This is a genomic window from Pseudodesulfovibrio karagichevae (genome assembly GCF_041414475.1).
Lineage (GTDB): Bacteria > Desulfobacterota > Desulfovibrionia > Desulfovibrionales > Desulfovibrionaceae > Pseudodesulfovibrio > Pseudodesulfovibrio karagichevae.
In genome coordinates this window covers 31,082-51,484 of record NZ_JBGLYH010000001.1, presented here as the reverse complement: position 1 = coordinate 51,484, position 20,403 = coordinate 31,082, and the positions used below count along the sequence as shown (strand labels likewise).

16 protein-coding genes are annotated in these 20,403 nt (G+C 63.3%); 8 read left to right on the top strand and 8 right to left on the bottom strand.

What is annotated here, in order from left to right:
• The first annotated feature begins 301 nt into the window (after nt 1-301).
• The 3 genes from AB6M95_RS00200 to AB6M95_RS00190 all read left to right on the top strand — a co-directional run bounded on the left by AB6M95_RS00200 (nt 302) and on the right by AB6M95_RS00190 (nt 3,270).
• Entirely contained in the window at nt 302-1,726 is a 1,425-nt protein-coding gene (locus AB6M95_RS00200) for a sigma-54-dependent transcriptional regulator (protein WP_371384709.1), read from the top strand.
• A 278-nt stretch (nt 1,727-2,004) separates the two neighbouring features.
• Entirely contained in the window at nt 2,005-2,256 is a 252-nt protein-coding gene (locus AB6M95_RS00195) for a hypothetical protein (protein WP_371384708.1), read from the top strand.
• A gap of 501 nt (nt 2,257-2,757) precedes the next feature.
• A complete protein-coding gene (locus AB6M95_RS00190) occupies nt 2,758-3,270 on the top strand; it encodes a PilZ domain-containing protein (RefSeq protein WP_371384707.1) in 513 nt (170 codons plus the stop codon).
• A gap of 370 nt (nt 3,271-3,640) precedes the next feature.
• On the opposite strand, the gene galE is transcribed toward AB6M95_RS00190, so the two are convergent.
• The gene (gene galE / locus AB6M95_RS00185) at nt 3,641-4,672 is read right to left on the bottom strand and encodes a UDP-glucose 4-epimerase GalE (protein WP_371384706.1); all 1,032 of its coding nucleotides are present in this window, start codon (nt 4,670-4,672) and stop codon (nt 3,641-3,643) included.
• 302 nt (nt 4,673-4,974) lie between these two features.
• On the opposite strand from galE, the gene AB6M95_RS00180 reads away from it, so the two are divergent.
• Nucleotides 4,975-6,339: an NAD-dependent succinate-semialdehyde dehydrogenase gene (locus AB6M95_RS00180; protein ID WP_371384705.1), complete on the top strand. Its 1,365-nt coding sequence runs from the start codon at nt 4,975-4,977 to the stop codon at nt 6,337-6,339.
• Between the two features lie 85 nt (nt 6,340-6,424).
• On the opposite strand, the gene AB6M95_RS00175 is transcribed toward AB6M95_RS00180, so the two are convergent.
• Nucleotides 6,425-6,967, bottom strand: a complete 543-nt coding sequence (locus tag AB6M95_RS00175; protein ID WP_371384704.1) for a ferritin-like domain-containing protein — start codon at nt 6,965-6,967, stop codon at nt 6,425-6,427.
• Between the two features lie 265 nt (nt 6,968-7,232).
• On the opposite strand from AB6M95_RS00175, the gene AB6M95_RS00170 reads away from it, so the two are divergent.
• Nucleotides 7,233-7,697 (top strand): methylglyoxal synthase, encoded by a 465-nt coding sequence (locus AB6M95_RS00170; RefSeq protein WP_371384703.1) that lies wholly within the window; start codon nt 7,233-7,235, stop codon nt 7,695-7,697.
• 104 nt (nt 7,698-7,801) lie between these two features.
• Here AB6M95_RS00170 and nhaB read toward each other — a convergent pair whose 3' ends face one another.
• The 3 genes from nhaB to AB6M95_RS00155 form a co-directional block, all read right to left on the bottom strand.
• Nucleotides 7,802-9,424, bottom strand: coding sequence for a sodium/proton antiporter NhaB (gene nhaB, locus AB6M95_RS00165; RefSeq protein ID WP_371384702.1), 1,623 nt, complete (start codon nt 9,422-9,424; stop codon nt 7,802-7,804).
• 179 nt (nt 9,425-9,603) lie between these two features.
• Nucleotides 9,604-11,403, bottom strand: a complete 1,800-nt coding sequence (locus tag AB6M95_RS00160; protein WP_371384701.1) for an SLC13 family permease — start codon at nt 11,401-11,403, stop codon at nt 9,604-9,606.
• Nucleotides 11,404-11,447: 44 nt separating this feature from the next.
• Nucleotides 11,448-11,915, bottom strand: a complete 468-nt coding sequence (locus tag AB6M95_RS00155; protein WP_371384700.1) for a putative universal stress family protein — start codon at nt 11,913-11,915, stop codon at nt 11,448-11,450.
• Nucleotides 11,916-12,619: 704 nt separating this feature from the next.
• On the opposite strand from AB6M95_RS00155, the gene AB6M95_RS00150 reads away from it, so the two are divergent.
• Complete coding sequence (locus AB6M95_RS00150; protein ID WP_371384699.1) at nt 12,620-14,689, top strand: S16 family serine protease; 2,070 nt, start codon at nt 12,620-12,622, stop codon at nt 14,687-14,689.
• A gap of 4 nt (nt 14,690-14,693) precedes the next feature.
• Here the strand turns inward: AB6M95_RS00150 and AB6M95_RS00145 are convergent, their stop codons facing one another.
• From AB6M95_RS00145 to AB6M95_RS00135, 3 genes are all read right to left on the bottom strand, one after another.
• Entirely contained in the window at nt 14,694-16,025 is a 1,332-nt protein-coding gene (locus AB6M95_RS00145) for a sigma-54-dependent transcriptional regulator (RefSeq protein WP_371384698.1), read from the bottom strand.
• Complete coding sequence (locus AB6M95_RS00140) at nt 16,022-17,434, bottom strand: sensor histidine kinase (protein WP_371384697.1); 1,413 nt, start codon at nt 17,432-17,434, stop codon at nt 16,022-16,024. Before AB6M95_RS00140 ends, AB6M95_RS00145 begins: the two co-directional genes overlap by 4 nt.
• Before the next feature lie 125 nt (nt 17,435-17,559).
• Nucleotides 17,560-18,261, bottom strand: coding sequence for a hypothetical protein (locus AB6M95_RS00135; RefSeq protein ID WP_371384696.1), 702 nt, complete (start codon nt 18,259-18,261; stop codon nt 17,560-17,562).
• 256 nt (nt 18,262-18,517) lie between these two features.
• Here AB6M95_RS00135 and AB6M95_RS00130 point away from each other — a divergent pair, with 256 nt between their 5' ends.
• Entirely contained in the window at nt 18,518-19,087 is a 570-nt protein-coding gene (locus tag AB6M95_RS00130; RefSeq protein ID WP_371384695.1) for a TetR/AcrR family transcriptional regulator, read from the top strand.
• Between the two features lie 77 nt (nt 19,088-19,164).
• On the top strand, nt 19,165-20,403 hold the full coding sequence (locus AB6M95_RS00125) for an HlyD family secretion protein (protein WP_371384694.1): 1,239 nt from the start codon (nt 19,165-19,167) through the stop codon (nt 20,401-20,403).

Here is a 20,403-nt window from a genome sequence, read left to right as displayed (position 1 = left end):
TTGCCCGGTTTTTTTGCGTCGCCGGGGGAAGCTCCCGGCGCGGATATCCGGCCCCGGCGCATGTTCCTGCGAGAATAAATCCGGTAAGTCTTGAAAAATCGGAAAAGGGGGGTATGCTGAAAGCGTGTCATTATGAGGCTTTTATCCGTGCGGCTTGTTCCTGTCCGGAAAAAACGGAAACGGGAGATTCCCCTATGGACAGAAAAAATGCGCCTATGTATAGAATGGCCAACTTTTGTCCGTTGTCCGTTTGAGAGCAGCCCGCACGTCTTGGACAAGGAATATTGGAGTGGAACCTTCCGTGGGTAAGATACTGCTGATTGATGACGATCCGTTTCAGTGCGCCGCCGTCGAGTCCATCATCAAGAAGATGGGCTACGACTGCCATTGCGTATACTCCGGGATCGAAGGACTGACGCTCCTCAGGAGCAGTCATTTCGATATCATCTTCCTGGATCTCAACCTGCACGAAGGAAGCGGGCTGAGCCATATTCCCCGTCTGACCGAACTCGATCCCGACGTGGACATCGTCATGCTCACCGGCGAGTCGGACACCGACTGCATCTCCCAGGCCTTTGCCGCCGGGGTCAAGGACTACCTGGTCAAGCCCATCAAGGAGGACCGCTTCCGCCAGGTCATCCAGAACCTGATGCAGCAGAAGACAGTCCAGAAAGAGCAGACCGACACTCTGGTCCGCGACGAGATCATCGGCGACAGCACCGCCCTCAACCAGTGCCTCGAGCGGCTGGCCATCTCCGCCAAGGGCACCGGCAACGTGCTCATCACCGGCGAGACCGGGACCGGCAAGGAACTCTTTGCCCGGGCGCTGCACAACAACAGCGACCGCAAGGACAAGCGGTACATCGTGGTGGACTGCACCAACCTCCCCTCGACCCTGGCCGAGAGCCTGTTGTTCGGCCATGCCAAGGGGTCCTTCACCGGAGCGGACCAGGACCGCAAGGGGTTGTTCCACCTGGCTCACGGGGGTACCCTGTTCCTGGATGAAATCGGCGACCTGGACCTGGGCATCCAGAAATCCCTGCTCCGCGTCCTGCAGGAGAAGACCTTCCGCCCGCTCAGTTCCAGCAAGGAAGTCTACAGTGATTTCAGGCTGGTGGCGGCCACCAACCGGAACCTCGAGGAGATGGTGGCCCGGGGCGAATTCCGCAGCGACCTCTATTACCGGCTCCAGAGCTTCATCATCGAGCTGCCGCCTCTGCGCGAGCGCAACGGCGACATCGAGATGCTGACCAGGCATTACCTGCCGACCCTTTGCAAGGAAAACGGCATGGAGGAGAAGGAGGTCGATCCCCAGTTCGTCGAGACCCTGCGGCTCTACGACTGGCCCGGCAACGTGCGCGAACTGGTCAACGTCCTGCACGTCTCCCTGCAAAAGGCGCGTTTCTCCAAGTACCTGAATATTTATCATCTTCCCCAGCAGTTGCGCATGCGCCGGGTGTTCCAGGACATGGGGGAAAACGACGAGCCGCAGCAGGGCGTCAACGTGGTGCCGGGCCTGTACTCGCTGCCCATGACGCCCGAGGAGTTCCCGATCATGAAGACGGCCCGGCAGGAGGCGGTGGACGCCATGGAGCAGGTCTACCTCCAGCGGCTGGTCCAGTTGAGCGATTCCTCCATCTCCACGGCCTGCAAGCTGTCCGGCCTTTCCCGCGCCCGGCTGTACGAGCTGCTGAGTAAGCACAACCTGTCCCTGAAAAACAACTGATGCCTTCCGGACGGCCGTTTTATTTTTATTGAACCGGATGTGTTGTCTGGCGCGAATTTTGCTTTAATTTTTTTATGTACAGCTACAAGATCAATAAGCGGATGCATGTTGCCGTGAAGGATGGCGCGGCGCTCACGGAGATCGTCAACCGGCTGGGGACGTTCGAACGGGGCGTCACGGCCGAAGACGGTCCGGATGCTCCAGAGAGACGGGGGGCTCCGCGCAGGCCCGTCATGATCCCTGGCCTTGTCCAGGTGCTGAAGTCCTGCGGAGAAATCATGGTCTTTCCCGTTCAGATCCGGAACATCTCCTGCCAAGGTATGCTGTTGGAATTCATGGATAAAGGGCATGTTTTTGCCGGTATGCTCAAGCAGATCGAAGGGTTGAGCGTGACCTTCCAGGTGGACGACTCCGTGGCGACCCTGGAATGTCTGCCCCGGCGCATCCTCCTCGACGACCCGGTTGAAGTGGGCGTCCAGGTCTCGGACGAGTCCGAGGACAATCCGCGCATCCAGCGTTTTCTCATGTAGTCCGCTCCGGTCCCGGTGGTCCCCGGGGATGCCCGCTCGGTGTACCCTACCAGGCGGTCCCGGGTGAGGCTTGGTCATTTTCCCGTCACATTTCCACGATATATGCCAGCTCCAGCGGCCGCACAGGCTGAAACGTCGTCATGATTGCGGGATGATGGCCTTTTCCTGTTTCGCTGTCGGATTGCCAGACACTTTGTAAGGGTTTTCCCGATGCCGGGTGACCAGGGGATGTTGCGGCCGGGTGGCGGGGGAGCCTTTTTTCCCTGGCGCAGGCAGGGTGAGGAAGCATAGTTCCATCGTATCATTCGACAATTCATGGTCGGATCAAGGCGTGGCGCGACCCCGGGTCCGCGTCGGGGCCGGCGTGACGGGAGGGTGACCCCCCGGTGACATATTCGGTATGTTTATTGCAAAAAATGGTGAATTGTTGCGGCATTGGAATGGGGCTCCGGGGGGAACCGCCCCACACACGGCACGATACGTCCTAAGGTAGTTGAAAAGATGTCTGAATCGGTGAAAGTATGCTTCGACATGGATAGTGAGAACTTTCAGGCACTTAAGCGCAAGGCCAAAGCGGAAGGGGTGGATTGTTCCCAGTATGTTTCGAGCATCGTCGAGGGGAGCCTGAAAGATTTCATCTGCCGTGACTGGACCATGAATGGCAAGGAGCGGAGGCGCTATGCCAGGGTGGATGTGTCACTTCCCGCGATATCATGCGTAAAGTTTTCCGACAGGGAGATGCGGAGTTATCCGGTCGTGGTGGACGACATTTCCCAGGGCGGATTGCGGATATCCTTCAAGGATATTCCCCCTGAATTGGCGGAAAAGTTGTCAACATCTTCATTTTTTGAGGTTTTCTTCACCCTGCCTCACCTCTCGCAGACCGTGTCGTTCTATTGTCGGCGGCTCCGCCACAAGGTGGACAGGGACGTGTCCATGGTCGGGGTGTTCGAAGGCTCCAACCCTGAGACGGTATCAACGGTGGACGCCATGATGCAGTATTATTCCGCATAGGCGTATTGCCGGTCCGTTACCGAACCGAATCGCGTCGCAGCGAAAATCCATGGCATTGCGCGGGGCCGGGCAGCCCTGCTAGGGCTTTGTTGGTTGGCGGCCGCCCTGGCGTGGCGGCTGCGCGGCCTTATGTCTTGCTTTCGCGATGCGCGTCGGGCGCGGCTTTTGGCCTGCGTGCGCGTCATCCCGCAGCGTTTTCAATCCCAAGGGAATGGGCTGCTTGGCCGCGCACACCACATGACGGCATGCGCGGACCACGCCCGCCCTCGGCCACCCTCCGCCATTCCGGGCCGGACGTCGCCGTCCGCCGGGATCACATGTTCGGAAATTCCGGACAGCAGCGGTGCCGGACCGTTCGGGGACGCGTCCGTTACCCGTCCGCGTCCCGGTATCCGTTGGGGTTCTTCGATTGCCAGTTCCAGGTGTCGCGGACCATGTCCTCGATGGTGTGGGTCGCCTCCCAGCCGAGCTCGATCCGGGCCTTGTCCGTGGAGGCGTAGTTGACGGCCACGTCTCCGGCCCGGCGGGCCACGACCTCGTAGGGGACGGGCACCTTGTTGATCCGTTCGAAGACGTGGACCAGTTCGAGCACGCTGCATCCCTTGCCCGTGCCCAGGTTGTGGATCATGTAGCCGGGCTCCTCCTCGAGCTTGCGCAGGGCGGCCACGTGGCCCCTCGCCAGGTCCACCACGTGGATGAAATCGCGCACGCCCGTGCCGTCCGGGGTGTCGTAGTCGTCGCCGTAGATGCTCAGCTTCTCGAGACGTCCCACGGCCACCTGGGCGATGTAGGGCATGAGGTTGTTGGGGATGTCCGCGGGGTCCTCGCCGATGAGCCCCGAGGGGTGCGCGCCCACCGGGTTGAAGTAGCGCAACACGGACATGTTCCAGCCCGGCTCTGCCGCATGCAGGTCCTTCAGGATTTCTTCGATGTACAATTTGGTGCGGCCGTACGGGCTGTAGGCGCTGGTCGGGGTCTCCTCGGTCAGGGGGAGCTTGTCGGACAGGCCGTAGACCGTGGCCGAGGAGCTGAAGACGATGTTCCTGCCTTTGCCCCGGCCCATGACCTTGCACAGGTTGATCAGGCTGAGCAGGTTGTTCTCGTAGTACATGAGCGGCTTTTGCACGGATTCGCCCACAGCCTTGTGCCCGGCGAAGTGGATGGCCGCGTCGATGGCTTCCTCGCGGAACAGGGCCTGAACCTCGTCGAGATTGCAGAAGTCCATGCGGTGCACCGGGATGGCGGTGCCCGTGATCCGTTCCACCCGCTCCATGGCCACGGGCGAGCTGTTGTTGAAGTTGTCCGCGCAGATCACGTCGTATCCGGCGCTCAGTAGCTCAATGCAGGTGTGGGTGCCGATGTACCCGGCACCTCCGGAGACCAATACCTTTTGTATTTTCATGGGATGTCCTTGTCTGCCCGGTCCGCCGTCCGAGCCGTGGTTTGAGCGTACACAGATTCAACGAATCCGGCCCGTTTGTCCAGCCCAAAGGGCGGTTGGAACGCTTCCGCGACGGCTCGCGTCCCCGAGGGGGATCATGTCCTGGAGGACTTGATGCTGGACAACCATGGTGATCTGACATAAGCCCGGAATTGCGCCGGATGCACCATCCGCCCTGGCGGCAATCCGCATTCATTGGATACCGGTTATCCCGCTCCACACGCCTGTTTCGGAGCGTTTCAACCCTATTTTCGGAGAAGAAAATGTCCCTGCAGAGCCTCAATCCGTTGACCGGCAAGATCACGAAGCAATTTGACGAATTCACCCCGGAACAGACCGCCGAGGCCGTGCGCGAGACGGCCGAGGGGTACGCGTCCTGGAAGAACACCGATTTCGCCCGCCGGGCCGAGTGCCTGCTCAGCCTGGCCGGGGTGCTCCGGGCCCGGGCCGACGAGTACGCGTCCATCATGGCCGAGGAAATGGGCAAGCCCGTGAGCTTCGGCCGGGCCGAAGCCCTCAAGTGCGCGGCGGTGTGCGAGTTCTACGCGAAAAACGGCGAGGCCATGCTCGCGTCCGAGCCGGTCTCCGGCTGCGGGCAGGAGGCCTACGTGGACTTCGCCCCCATGGGCACGGTCCTGGCGGTCATGCCGTGGAATTTCCCCTTCTGGCAGGTCCTGCGCGTGGCCGCGCCCACGCTCATGGCCGGGAATACCGTGGTCCTGAAGCACGCCTCCAACGTGCCCCAGTGCGCCCTGGCCATCGAGTCCGCCTTCCGCGAGTCCGCGTTCCCGGACAATGTCTTCCGCACCCTGCTCATCGGGGCGCGCCAGGTGGAGTCCGTGCTGGACGCCGACTCGGTCATCGGCGTGAGCCTGACCGGCAGCGAGGGGGCCGGGAGCAAGGTCGCTGCCGCGGCCGGGGCGCGTCTCAAGAAGTGCGTCATGGAGCTGGGCGGCAGCGACCCGTTCGTGGTCCTGGCCGACGCGGATGTGGCCAAGGCCGCCAAGGTCGGGGCCATGTCCCGCTGCGCCAACGCGGGGCAGACCTGCATCGCGGCCAAGCGGTTCATCGTGGCGGACGAGGTCTACGACGAGTTTCTGGCGGCCCTGGGCCGGGAGATGGACGCCCTCAAGATGGGCGACCCCATGGAAGAGGACACCGTGATCGGCCCCATGTCCTCCACCGGCCTGCGCGCCGACCTGCACAGCCAGGTGGAGCGCTGCACGGCGGCGGGCGGCAGGGTCGTCAAGGGCGGGGTCCTGCCCGAGGGCGACGCCGCCTTCTATCCCCCGACCATCATTGTGGACGCGCCCTTTGACGCCGAGGTCTGCCGCGAAGAGTTCTTCGGCCCCGTGGCCCTGGTCTTCCGGGCCGGGGACGAGGACCGCGCCGTGGCCATGGCCAACGACACCCCGTTCGGCCTGGGCGGCTCCGTGTGGACCGGGGACGGCGCGCGCGGCCTTGAACTGGCCCGGCGCATCGAGGCGGGCGAGGTGGTCGTCAACGGCCTGGTCCGCAGCGACCCGCTCATGCCGTTTGGCGGCATCCGCCGCTCCGGCTTCGGCCGCGAACTGTCCTCCTTCGGTATCCGCGAATTCGTGAACATTAAATCGGTTATCCGCGACTAGGCTTCACGCGCAATACGACAACAATAAGGCCCGGCCAGTTTCGACTGGCCGGGCCTTTGTTTTCGGTTGTCCAGCGGCGGAACGCCTAGGCGTTCTGGGAGTTCTGGGCGTTGATGACGAAGCCCTGATCGGCCAGGCCGGTGGAGGAGGGGGTGCCGGCGATGCGGGACAGGAAGGTGTTGCCCAGCTTCTCGATGTGGCTCTTGACGTTGTCGAAGTAGTTGAAGTGGGCCTGCTCCTCGTCGATGATGGTTTCGAACAGCTTTTCGCTGATGGAGTCGCCGTTCTCGCGGCAGACCAGCAGGAATTGGTTGTAGGCGTCGATGGTGTCGTCTTCCTCGGTGGAGTCGTAGCCGTAGATGACTTCGATCTTCTGGCCCCGTTCCACCTTCTTGGACTTCTTGTCCGTGGGCTCGCCGCCCAGCTCCTTGATCCGCTCGGCGAACTGCTCGGCATGGCGCATCTCGTCGATGGCGATCAGTTTCATGTTGGAGGCCAGTTCGCCGTAGTCCATGTCGTCCAGGTTGTAGTGCTGGTTCATGTACAGATGGATGGCCTGCAGCTCCATGGACCGGGCCTGGTTCAAGACCTCAATGACTTTCTCGCGCCGTTCTTCCTTGGTAGCCATGGTTCTCTCCTTTGCATCGCCGTGGCGGACCGCTCGCGTGCGGTTCGTCGGGATGTTGTTGTTATATTGTCCAAAAGTGATTACGCACGGTATCCATATATAGCGGGAATGGTAACTATCAGCCGGGTTCGCGTCAAGACGGTTCGGGAAAAATCGGGGCTGTCTTTCGGCGAAGGCTCCGGCTTGTTCCCGGTACCCGCAGATGGTATTGAACGGAGTGTGGCCGACGGCATCGCCCGCGCCCAACCTCAAGCCCGGAGACGACATGGACAGGATCAAGAATATAGCGGTGGTCGCCCACGACAACTGCAAGGACGAACTGCTCGATTTCATCGACTGCAACCGCGAGGCCCTGGCCCCGCACAGCCTGATCGCCACCGGGACCACCGGGCGGCTGGTGGAGGAGCTCCTGGACGAGGGCTGGAACGGTGGCGGGGAGCACAAGCGCGTCCGGCGGCTCAAGTCCGGTCCCCTGGGCGGCGACCAGCAGCTCGGGGCCATGATCAGCAACGGCGAGGTGGACATCCTGTTCTTTTTCTGGGACCCCATGGAGCCCCAGCCCCACGACGTGGACGTCAAGGCGTTGCTGCGCCTGGCCGTGCTCTACAACATCCCCACGGCCTCCAACCGCTCATCGGCCGAGTTTCTGATTTCGTCGACCTTCTTCAACCACGAGTTCTGCATCAAGCCGGGGCGCTATTTCGAATACGCCGACCGCGAGCTGAAGTAGGCGACGGCGGCTCCACCGCCGGAATCTGCTGCCGCATGACGGCAAAAAGGGCTCCCGGAATCATTCCGGGAGCCCTTATGTATCAGCTGTGCTTTTCTAACGGCTTAGAGGAAGGCGTACACGGCCATCAGCCCGGTGATGGACATGGTGATGGTGTACGGCAGGGCCAGCATGACCATTCTCCCGTAGGAGAGGCGGATGACCGGCGCGAGCGCGCTGGTCAGCAGGAACAGGAAGGCCGCCTGGCCGTTGGGGGTGGCCACGGACGGGATGTTGGTCCCGGTGTTGATGGCCACGGCCAGCTTGTCCAGGTGCTCCATGACTTCCTTGACTTGCATCGCCGCATCCTGGGGGAGCGTCGCGAGCACGTCGGCCCGCGCGATGTGGGGATCCGTCATCTTGTCCATGAGCGCCTGGCCGGTCATGCCGATATGGGGAATGGCGCCCAACATGTTGATGAAGTGCAGCTTGGTCTCGGAGATGTAGACCGTGGCCACAAAGACGTTGTCCGAGATGGAGGAGAGCAGGCCGTTGGCGACGTAGTAGGCCGCCAGCTGGTCCTGGCCCTTCAGGCTCAGAACGAATTCGATGATCGGGGCGAACAGTTCCTGGGAGTGGATGACCGCGACCACGGAGAAGAAGACCACCAGCAGGGCGGTGAAGGGCAGGGCCTCCTCGAAGGCGTGGCCGAGCTGATGCTCTTCGGTGATGCCGGTGAAGGCGGTCAGCAGGATGATGACCGACAGGCCGATGAGGCCGACGGCGCCCAGGTGGAAGGCCAGGGCGAGAACCAGCCAGATGCCGGTGAGGGCCTGGATGACCAGCTTGAGCTTGCCCTTCTGGCCCTGCTTCTCCTCCATCTGCACGGCGGTTTCCAGCAGGAAGGAGCGGATGTTGCCGGGCATCTGGTAGCCGTAGCCGAAGATGTGGAACTGCTCCACGGCCAGGCAGGTCAGCAGGCCGACCACCAGGACCGGCATGGTCACGGGCATGGCGTGCAGGAAGAAGGGCACGAAGTGCCAGCCCATCTCGCCGCCCACCAGCAGGTTCTGCGGCTCGCCCACCAGGGTGCACACGCCGCCGAGCGCGGTGCCGACCGCGCCGTGCATCATCAGGTTGCGCAAAAAGCCCCGGAACTCGAGCAGTTCCTCGCGGCTGGTATCCTTGACGCTTTCGTCGTTGACCAGGTCGTGGCTGTCCGCCGCGCCGATGCCGGACGCGAAGCGGTGGTAGACGTTGTAGAAGCCGAAGGCCACGGCCATGATGACCGCGGTCACGGTCAGGGCGTCCAGGAAGGCGGACAGGAAGGCGCCGGCCAGACAGAACAGCAGGGCGATGACCTTCTTGGAGCGGACGCGCACCAGGATGCGGGTGAAGGTGAACTGCAGGAAGTCCTTCATGAAGTAGATGCCCGCGACCATGAAGATCAGCAGCAGGATGACTTCGAAGTTTTTCAGGGCTTCGTGATACACGGTCTCGGGCGAGGTCATGCCCATGATCACGGCTTCCAGCGCCAGCAGGCCGCCTGCGGGCAGCGGGTAGCACTTGAGCGCCATGGCCAGGGTGAAGATGAATTCAGCGATAAGAGCCCATCCGGCTATGAACGTGCCGACCGTGAGAATGAGCACGGGGTTGAGCACGAGGAAGCCGATGATGGTCAGCTTGTACCATCCCGGGGCGTTCCCGAGAAATGTTTCGACAAAGGTTTTCGACAACGGTGTCTTCATTCGATTCTCTCCTTCAATACGGCGAAACGCCCCGAGCGGCCGTGTCGGCGAACAATGGTTCAGCCGGGCCGAGGCGTTGCGTCGATGAAAAAATCCTTTGCGGGCTAAGGGTTATAGGGGCCAGTTCCTCAATCACCAAAAAAGGGCGCCGGTAAGCACTACCGGCGCCCCGTCGGCGATTAGTAGAATAGCATCAAGGCGGATAGCATGACAACCATGTAGAGCACGGTCATCCCGGCGCCGCTCTTGACATAATCGATGGTGCGGTACCCGCCCGGACGCATGATCAACGCGTTGACCTGGTGGGTGGGCAGAACGAAGGTGTTGGACGCGGCCACGGCCACGGTCAGGGCGGCCACCCTGGGGTCCACGCCCGCATTGAGGGCCATGTTCATGGACAGCGGGACGAGGAGTACGGTGGCGCCCACGTTGGAGGCCACCAGGGTGAAGAAGGAGGTCAGGATGCCGATGACCGTGAGCAGGACCAGGGCGGACGGCGTGCCCAGGGCGGCCATGATGCTGTCCGCGATGAACTTGGCCGCGCCGGTGTTTTCAAAGGCCATGCCCAGCGGAATGAGCCCGCCGAGCAGGAAGACCGTCATCCAGTCCACGGACTGGTAGGCCTCGTCGATGGTCAGGACCTTGGTCAGGACCATGCCCAGCGCGCCGGTCAAAAGCGCGATGGACAGCTGCACGTGGAAGCCGAGGATCATGACCAGGGACACGGCCAGCCACATGAGGGCGATCTTGGCCTTGTCCGTGCGCAGCAGCTCGCCCTTGACGGTCTCGGTGAAGACCAGGTCGGGCAATCCCTTGAGCATGTGGAACATCTCCCAGCGGCCGTGCAGGAGCAGGGCGTCGCCGGATTCGATGATGATGTCCGAAAGCCCGCTGACGAAGATCTTTTCGCCCCGGAAGATGGCCAGGGGAGAGACCTGGAACCGTTCGCGGATGCGCAGTTCGGCGATGGTCTTGCCCATGAACTCGGAGCGGGGGGTGACGATGCCCTCCATGATGCCCGCGTTGTTCGGGGACAGTTCCTCGGCGAAGGTGGTCAGTTCGGGCCTGAGCTCCCAGCCGAGGTCCTCGGCCATATGCCCCGCGAACTCCTCCGGGCCCACGACCACGATCTGGTCGCCGGGCCGGATGATCTCGTCGGGCAGGGGCGCGAAGATGTGCTGCTTGCCGTTCTCCCGGCAGATGGCCACCAGGGTGCAGAAGTAGATGGGCCGCAGGTCCAGGGCCTTGAGCGAGCTGTCGTTCGTCCAGTCGGCGGGTACGGCCAGCTCGAACAGGGAGCCGACGTTGTTGTAGGTGCCGGTCAGGATCGAGGACATGGGGCCGGAGCTCTCGTCCTCGGACCTGGCGGGCAGGATGAACCGGCCGAGCAGGATGAAGTAGATCAGCGCGGCGGCGACGAGCAGCAGGCCCACCGGGGTCACGCTGAACAGGCCGAAGGCGTCGTACTTCTTGCCGCCCACGACCATCAGGTCGTTGAGCAGGATGAGCGGGCTGGAGCCGACCAGGGTCAGGCAGCCGCCGATGATGGCGCAGAAGCCCATGGGCATGAGCAGGCGGCCGACGGGCACGCCGGTCTGGTTGCCGATGCGCTTGGCCGCGGGCAGGAACAGGGCCGCGGCCCCGATGTTCTGCATGAAGCCCGATATGATGGCCACGGTGCCCGCAATGAGCGTCATGATCCGCGATTCGCTCTTGCCGGCGAAGCGCAGGATGACCCTGGCCATGGAGTTCATGACGCCGGTCTTGTCCAGCCCGGCGCCGATGATGATGACTGCGATGATGGAAACGACGGCGTTGCTGCTCAGTCCGCTGATGGCCTGTTTAGGAGTGACCAGGCCAAGCAGGGGCAGGAGCACCATCATGATGATGCCGACCACGTCCACGCGGACCCATTCGAAGATGAAGAGGAGTACGGCGAATACGAGAACGGCCAGAACCGTTATGATCTCTGGGGTCATTTTGCGTCCTTGGGAAACGTGAGGTTTCTACGTTGCGGGCGTGGTTATTTCGCCCGCAACGTAGCTCGGGTGTACACGGGAATGCTGCTCCTGTTCTTGCAGACGGCTGCGGAGTCGTCCATGACGTAACGGAAGCTGGGGTCCTTTTCGTGCATCCGGGCGACGATGGCGTTCTCGTCCCCCTGCTGGATCTCGTGCCGGAAGGTCAGGCCCGCGTTGGCCGCCTTGGCGTTGAAGTATTCGATGTTGCGCTCTGCCTGGCTGCGGAACCCGTCGAAGTCCCTGCCGGACTCGTCGATGTTCAGGGCCACCAGGGAGCTGCGGGTCTTGCAGGCCATGTCCACGGCGTAGTCCGCGATGCCGCGGGAAAACTCCTGGCCCTTGCAGACGATGAGAATCTTGCACTGTTGCTTTTCGCCGCAGACACACTCGGCGGCCGCCGTGGCGGCGGCAGGCGCGGGGGTGACGGTTTCGCGGCGGGTTCCGGTGATACGCTTGAAAAATGCCTTCATCGAAGAGCCTCCCGATTTCTCCAATAAATGATTCTCATGGCAGACAACCCACGTGCCCACACTGCACGTGTTGCAGTTCGCCGCGGCCTGTGCCGCATAATGCCTGTCCACCACTCGCTTGACTGAGTTGAAGAGGGCCATGTCATACTCCTTGCTGCAGGTTTGGAGATTGCTTTTTCGCCCCTGTATCCAGGCTTGTGAATCAAAACACATGCCAAGCGCGGAAACTCTGTTAACCATCTGAAAAATAAGGGATACTCAAAAAACGAACCTTGTAGTGGCACTCAGTATGATGCTATTTGCAACGCTGGGCCATGGGTTTTAAGCGAGAAAATGGCTATATGGCGCGATCCGGTTGTTTTCGATGGTGATGCATGATGCAACGGTGCGGCGGCCGAAAGACGGAAGCGGGGACTTGAGGCGGGAAAAGGGCTTCTTTTCCCATGAATTGATTTGGGTCGCGGTGCGGTGCGTGCGGTTTGAAAAGCAGGTATGCCATTGGGTTATGGTCCGCTTTGCAAGAAAAACAGCCCTCGGAAAAAGTCGGCCCGATCCGGGGCGGGGCGAAAATGGCCGATGTTGCGCATTGCAACCTTAACAAGTTCAAAGTAGCGTGATAGGTAACTATTATAGGGCAATATGACTTCAACGCTTGTGAAAAGGAGATGTATCTCCTTCCAGCAGGTCAGCAGGAGGCAACGGTCATGGGTTGGTTCGGCAAACGTAGGTCTTCCATTCCCAGTGAAGCGGCGCCCGCAGCGGCGGAAACGCCCGCATCGCGGCCATTGCCGCCCCCTGCATCGGCCCACGACTCCCTGCGCGGACAGGTGGAATCCGCCGGTCTTCCCCCCGAGATACTGGACGCTGCCAGGGCCGAGTGCGACCGCATGGACAATCTGGACCCGGCCTCGCCTGAGTACGCCATCAGTTTGAATTTCCTGGAAGTCGTCCTTTCCCTGCCGTGGAACACGGCCACCCGCGACAATCTGGACATCACCCGGGCCGAGGAAGTGCTGAGTGCCCGCCATTACGGATTGCAACGGGTCAAGGACCGCATCCTCGAGTTTCTGGCCGTAAAAAGCCTGTGCGCCCGGCGCAATCCGCGCATCCTGCTGGTGGACGACGAGCTCATCGCCCGCGAGAATCTGACCATCGTGTTCCAGGCCGACGGCTACGAGGTGGAGGCCGTGGGCAACGGGCTGGAGGCGGTCGCGGCCATGGAGCGCGAACCGGCCAACATCGTGGTCTCGGATCTCAAGATGGAGGGCATGGACGGCATGGAGCTGCTCCAGGTCCTGCGCAAACGCTGGCCCGACACCAAGGTCATCATGATCACCGGTTATGCAACGGTGAAGACCGCCGTGGACGCCATGCGCCGGGGCGCGGACCAGTACCTGGGCAAGCCGGTCAACCTGACCAAGCTGCGCCAGTACGTGGCCGAGCTGTGGGAGCAGAGCCTGCGGGCCCGGCACCTGCGCGGCTTCGTGCTCTGCTTCACCGGCCCTCCGGGCATGGGCAAGACCTCCATCGGCAAGGCCATCGCCGAGGCGTTGGGGCGCAAGTTCATGCGCCTGTCCCTGGCCGGGCTGCGCGACGAGGCCGAGCTGCGCGGGCACCGGCGAACCTACGTGGGGGCCATGCCCGGCCGGATCATCCAGGGGCTGCGCAAGGTCGGCACTCGCAATCCGGTGATCATGCTCGACGAAGTGGACAAGGCGGTCCAGGACTTTCAGGGCGACGCGACCTCGGTGTTGCTGGAGATGCTCGACGCCGAACAGAACACCGCCTTCGTGGACCATTACCTCGGGCTGCCGTTCGACCTGTCCAACGCCCTGTTCATCTGCACGGCCAACGGGGTGGAGCGTCTTCCGGCCCCGTTGCGCGACCGGCTGGAGGTCATCGAGTTTCCGAGCTACACGCCGGGGGAGAAGTTGCAGATTGCAACTCGCTACCTCGTTCCGGAGGTCCTGGCCCAGCACGGCCTGGACGAAAAGCTGGTGTCCATCCCGGACGCGACCGTGGTCCGGCTCATCCAGGGCTATGCCCGCGAATCCGGATTGCGCAGGCTCCGCCAGCAGATCGCCTCGCTGTGCCGCAAGCTGGCCAAGCAGGTCCTTTCCGAGGGGCTGGGCGCGGTCACCGTGGACGAAGCCATGTTGCAGGAACTGCTCGGCGCGCCGCCGTACACCTCCACCCCGGCCCAGGCCAAGCCCAGGGTCGGCCTGGCCACCAGTCTGGTCTGGACCGAGATCGGCGGCGAGATCATCTTCATCGAGGCGGCGCGCATGCGCGGCGCCAAGCAGCTCATCCTGACCGGCTCATTGGGCGAGGTCCTGCGCGAGTCGGCCCAGACGGCCCTGAGCTATTGCCGCAGCCACGCGGACACCTTCGGCATCGACCCGGAGTTCTACGCCACCTCGGACATCCACGTGCACATCCCGGCGGGCGCGGTTTCAAAGGAGGGGCCCAGCGCGGGCGTGGCCATCACCATCGCGCTGCTCTCCCTGCTCACCGGGCGGCCGGTGCGTCAGGACGTGGCCTCCACCGGCGAGCTGTCGCTGCTCGGCGAGGTCCTGCCCGTGGGCGGCATCCGCGAAAAGCTCATGGCGGCCCGGAGCGCGGGCATACCCGTAGTCATCCTGCCGCAGGGCTGCGAGGGGGCGGTCAGGTCCGTGGAGGACGAGGTGGTCGAGGGGCTGGACATCCGTTACGTGACGTCCATGGAGGAGGCCGCCGACATCGCCCTGTGCGAAACGGAGCGTGCCGCCGGATAAGATGCTATTCCAGGTGGTAGCGCTTGATCTTGCGCCACAGGGAGACGCGGTCGATGCCCAGGATGCGCGCGGCCTGCGTCTTGTTCCCGGCCGATGAGGCCAATACCTTTCTGATGTAGGATTTCTCCATATCCTCCAGGGTGGGGAGCGGGGCCTTGGTCTCGGTCTCCGCTATCTCGGCGGGCAGCAGTTCCGGCGTGAAGGTCGTGCCCTGGCCCAGGGCCAGCGCCCGCTGGACGATGTTCTCCAGCTCGCGCACGTTGCCCGGGAAGGGGTAGGACATGAGGATGTCCAGGGTGTCCTGGTCGATGGAGTTGATGGTCTGGCCCGGCTGGCGGTGCTTCTCCAGGAAATGGCCGATGAGGATGGGGATGTCCTCGCGGTGCTCGCGCAGGGGCGGGGCGTGCAGGGTGACCACGTTCAACCTGTAGTAGAGGTCCTGGCGGAACTCGCCTTTCTCCACCAGTTCGTGCAGGTCGCAGTTGGTCGCCGCGATGACCCGGATGTCCACCGGAATCTCCTTGGTCCCTCCCACGCGCAGGAAGTTGCGTTCCTGCAGCACCCGCAGCAGCTTGACCTGCATGTTCAGCGGCAGTTCGCCGATCTCGTCGAAAAATACCGTGCCCCCGTCGGCCGCCTCCAGAATGCCCTTCTGGCCCCGGTTGGCCCCGGTGAAGGCCTCCTTCTCGTGGCCGAACAGTTCCTTGTCCATGAGCTCGGCCGTGAAGGTCCCGCAGTTGATGGCCATGAACCGCTCGCCCGACCGGGTGGAGAGCATGTGGATGCCCTGGGCCACCAGCTCCTTGCCGGTGCCGGTCTCGCCCTGGATGAGCACGTTGCAGTTCATCTGGGCCAGCTGGCGGACGTCCTTCTTGAGCTGGACGAAGGCGTCGCTCTCACCCACCAGGGGCAGGTCGCGCTTGCCCTGGGCGATGATCTCCCGCAGCCGCCGGACTTCCACGGACAGGGCGTGCTGCTCCAGGGCGCGCTCCACCTGGAGGCGCAGTTCGTCGAGCTTGAGCGGCTTGGCGATATAGGAGTGCGCCCCTTTCTGCATGGCCTTGACCGCGTTGGCCACGGTGGCGTGGCCCGTGACCACGATGACGATGGTCAGGGGGTGGTGGGCGCGGATGTGTTCGAGCATCTGGATGCCGTCCATGCCGGGCAGCATCAGGTCGGTGATGACCAGGTCGAATTCCTTCTTGTCCAGCTCCCGCATGCCTTCCTCGGCCGAGGCGATGGCCGTGACGGTGTAGCCGCTCCCGGTCAGGACGTGGGTCAGGTTTTCGCGGGCGATGCGTTCGTCTTCAATGACCAGAATGGACGCGGCCGTCATGCGTTCTCCTCGGGCTCAAGGGGAAGTGTGATGATGAAAGAGGTCCCCTCGCCGGGGGTGGAGTCCACCCGGATGGTGCCCCGGTGCTCCTCGATGATGCCGTAGACGATGTACAGGCCGAGCCCCGTGCCCTGGCCCACTTCCTTGGTGGAGAAGAAGGGGTCGAAGATGCGTTGCAGGGTGTCCGGGGACATGCCCGGCCCGTTGTCGGAAATGGTCAGGACCTTGTGGTCCGTCTCCCGCGAGGTTTCGATCCTGATGGTCCCCTCCCGGTCCCCGATGGCCTGGATGGAGTTGATGATCAGGTTGAGCAGGGCCTCCTGGAAGCGCTGCCGGTCGAGGTACAGGGTCACGTCGTCCGGCACGCGGATGTCCACGGCGATGCGTGGCCCGAGCTGGCCCGAGACCAGGCGCACCGCGCTCTCCAGGACTTCCTTGAGGTTGCACGGCGCGGGCGAGAAATCCTTGTGCCGGGAGAATTCGAGCAGTCCCTTGACGATGTCGCGGGCGCGCAGGGTCTCCTGGGTGATGTTGGTCATCATCTTGTCGGCGAACTCGTTCTGTCCGCCGGTCTCCTCGGCCAGGATCTGGGCCGAGGTGGAGATGTTGTTCAACGGGTTGTTCAGCTGGTGGGCGATGCCCGAGGCCAGGGTGCCGATGGACGAGAGCTTCTGGGCCTGGACCAGCTGGGTCTGGCGCTTCTTGAGCTCGTCGACCATGGAGTTGAGGGCCACGAAGACCTGCTGGATCTCGTCGCCGTCCTCGCGCACGGCCAGGGGCACGAAGGTTCCCTGGGCGATGCGCCGCGTGGCCGCCTGCACCTGGGTGAGCGGGCCGAGTATGGCCTTGGACACGAAGAAGACCAGGGCCAGGACCACCAGGGCGACCACGCCCATGGAGATGAACAGGGTCATGCGCAGCCGCTGGTTGATGTTCAGGATGTTGTCGCGCTCGAGTTCGGCCACGGCGCGGGAGTGCTCCACCAGGGCCTGGCCGGTCTCGCGCAGGGCGTGGGCCGCCGGGCTGTTCTCGCCGACGTCCCCGGCCGGGGAGCTGAGCCGGGCGAGCAGTTCGCCGTACCGCTTCATGCCCTGGGCCAGGGCGGTGCCGTGCGTCTCGCCGTGGAGCTGAACGACCTCGCCGGACAGCTCGCCGAGGATGGTTCCGGCCCGGTTGAGGTTCTCGCGGCCCACGGAAAACAGGGAGCCGTCCTGGTAGAGGAAGAAGTTCTTTTCCTCGCGCCGGATTTCGAGGATCAGGTTGCGCAGGTCGTCGGCCCGTTCCACCAGGAGCACCGCCTCCTGCAGCCTGTCCAGGTTGGACAGGGAGAGCAGGGCGATGCTGCCGAAGGCCAGGGTGAAGATGGCTATGCCGAGTATGATGGTATGTCTCAGATTGGGTCTGACCATGCCGCTTCCCTTCATCCGCATGATTTGCAAGTGTTTTTACACTATGCCGCGCACGGGGAAAAGGCAAGGGGAACGGGGCCGGACGGTCGTGTCCGGCCCCGTGGGGAGCTATTTCAAGAGGCGGATCAGACGATCCTGTCGACGTACTCGCCCGGCAGGGCTTCGGCCTGCGCCACGGTCGCGGCGTCCACGCCGGTTCCTCCCGGGGCCTGGGCCGTGGCCTGGGGCTTTCCTTCCTCCTTGGCGGCGGCCTCGACGACCGGGACCTCGGCCGTATCCGCCTTGTCGGTTCCGTCCGCGGCGGGCGTATCCCCGGCGGCGGCGTCGGCCGCTGCGGCGGCATCGTTCGGGGCGGCGGCATCGTTCGGGGCGGCGGCATCGGCCGGGGCGGTCGGGTCCTGTTCCCCGTTTATCTTCTTGTCCACCGCCGCTTCCATCTCGTCGGTGTTCTTCTTCACTTCATCGCCCACAGCCTCCGAGACCTCGTCCTCGGCCACGTCCTTGACCTTTTTCGCGGCCTTGTCGGCGGCCAGAATCCTCTTGGCGTAGTTGTCCATGTCGGACGAGGAGACCTGGCCGCCCTGCTGCACCAGCGACTGGAGCTTGGTGCCGAACGAATTCTCGATCTTGAGGGAATCGAGCAGCCCTGCGGTGTATCTGGACTGCTGGCGGTCCCTGTCGAAGAAATTGGAAGCCAGCATGTTGTTGGAAGTGATCCCGCTCAGGTCCACTCCGCCCTCGGCGGGAGAGGCGCTGTCGGCTTCCTGCTGCTGCTTTTTGCCCATGGTCAGGGCTATGCGCGTGGTGTTGGTTTCGTCGATACGCACGGAATTCTCCTTGTTGGTGTGAACATCCGCTCATTCCTCTTTTCGGCAAGACATTATGTTTCTTTAGACTCAATGCCGTCGATTTTGTCCCTTGTCCGATTTTTTTTCAGTACTCGGGGTCAGTAGTTGACAGTGCAACTAATCGGGGCGTAATTCATGCCACTCAATACTGACCGGTCAGTACCGAACCGTCCGCAGGCCCCGCATCATGGCCGGGGGCATCGGGCATTTACTAGTTTCAGCAGGAGACAGCCCAATGAAAGAAGACTGCGAAAAGGAACAGCGCATCCTGGACACGGCGGCCGAGCTTTTTTCCCGGCAGCCCTTCCACAAGGTCTTGTTGAGCGACGTGGCCCGTGCGGCGGCGGTGGGCAAGGGAACCCTGTATCTCTATTTCAAGAGCAAGGACGATCTCTATTTCGCGGTCCTGTTCCGGGAGTTCTCCAGCCTGATCGATTCCATGCGCAGCTTCCTGGACGAGACCGAACTCGGCCCCGACGGGCAGCTGGCAGGCGCGGTCCGCATCCTGGCCGAGCACTTCTATGCCAGGGCTTTCAACATGGAGCTGCTGGGCTTCGTGGTCACCTGCCCGGTGACCGACGAGTGGAAGCAGCTGCGCGCCGACCTGTGGGACCTGTTCGAGGGGATCATCCGGCGCGGCGTCGAGCAGGGGCTGTTCCGCGACGAGGATCCCCGACTGACCTCCCGGTACATCTCCGGCCTGGTCCGGGCGGTCTGCCTGTTCGCGCCCGAGGGCGAGAACCTGGACGCCCTGTGCCGCCACGCCAGCGAATTCGTCCTGCGCGGGCTGGCTCTGAAACGGTGACGCGGCGGATGTCCATGCCCGGCCCGGCCGGGACGCCGTTCCACATAGTTCAAGTAATCAAGTTTTGAGGGAAAGCAATGAGTAACGAAAACGCGAGCGCCGACAGCGCCGTTTCCAGGCTGAAGGGGCTGGCCGCCGGGCGCAGGAGCCTGAAGTCCAGGAAGACCCTGCTCATCCTGGGGCCGGTGGTCCTGGTCCTGGCCGTGGTCCTGGGCTATCCCCTGTACCTGCGGCTCATGTCCCACGAGTCCACGGACGACGCCTTTGTGGAGGCCCACGTGGTCTCCATCAGCCCGCGCGTGGCCGGGCACGTGGCCGAGGTGCCGGTGCACGATAACCAGTGGGTGGAGAAGGGCGACCTGCTGGTCCAGGTGGACCAGCGCACCTTCGAGGTGGCCCTGGATGTGGCCAAGGCGCGGTTGCAGTCCGCCAACGCGGCCATGCAGGAGGCCGAGGCCGAGGTCGCGGCCGCCCGTTCCCTGGTGGCGCAGCGCAACGCGGCCCTGTCCTCCAACAAGTCCGAGCTGGACCAGGCCAGGGCCGGGGTGGACGAGTTCACCGCCGGGCACAACCGCGACGAGAACGATTTCAAGCGCATGGATGAGATGGTCGAGGCCGGGGCCGTGTCCCGCCAGGAATATGACCACGCCCGCGCCCAGGCGGCCGTCTCCAAGGCCAAGCTCCTGTCCGCCAGAAGGAAGATCGACACCCAGTCGGCCCAGATCCGCCAGGCCGTGGCCTCGGCCCAGGCGGCCCGGGACGGGCTGCTCCAGGCCCAGGCCGTGGTCGACAAGCGCGGGGCTGAGGCCCGCGAGGCCGAAGCCGAGGTCCGCCAGGCCGAACTGGACCTGTCCTACACCCGCATTACCGCCCCGTGCGCCGGCTTCGTGACCAAGAAGGCCGTGGAGCCGGGGGCCTATGTCCAGGAGGGCCAGAAGCTCCTGTCCGTGGTCGGGCACGACGTCTGGGTGGTGGCCAACTTCAAGGAGACCCAGATTGCCGGCATGAAGCCCGGCCAGCCCGTGGATATCGAGGTGGACGCCTATCCCGGCGTGACGTTTGAGGGGCATGTGGACTCCATCCAGCGGGGCACGGGCTCGCGCTTCACCCTGCTGCCGCCCGAGAACGCCACCGGCAACTTCATCAAGGTGGTCCAGCGCGTGCCGGTCAAGATCGTCCTGAACCATCCGAACGGCGAGGGCGGCTATCTCCTGGCCCCGGGCATGTCCGTGGTCCCGAGCGTGAACGTGGCCGCCCGCGCGGGCAATGATCGCGCCCCCGGCGCGGAGCCGGGCCGCGAAACCGCAATGCAATAG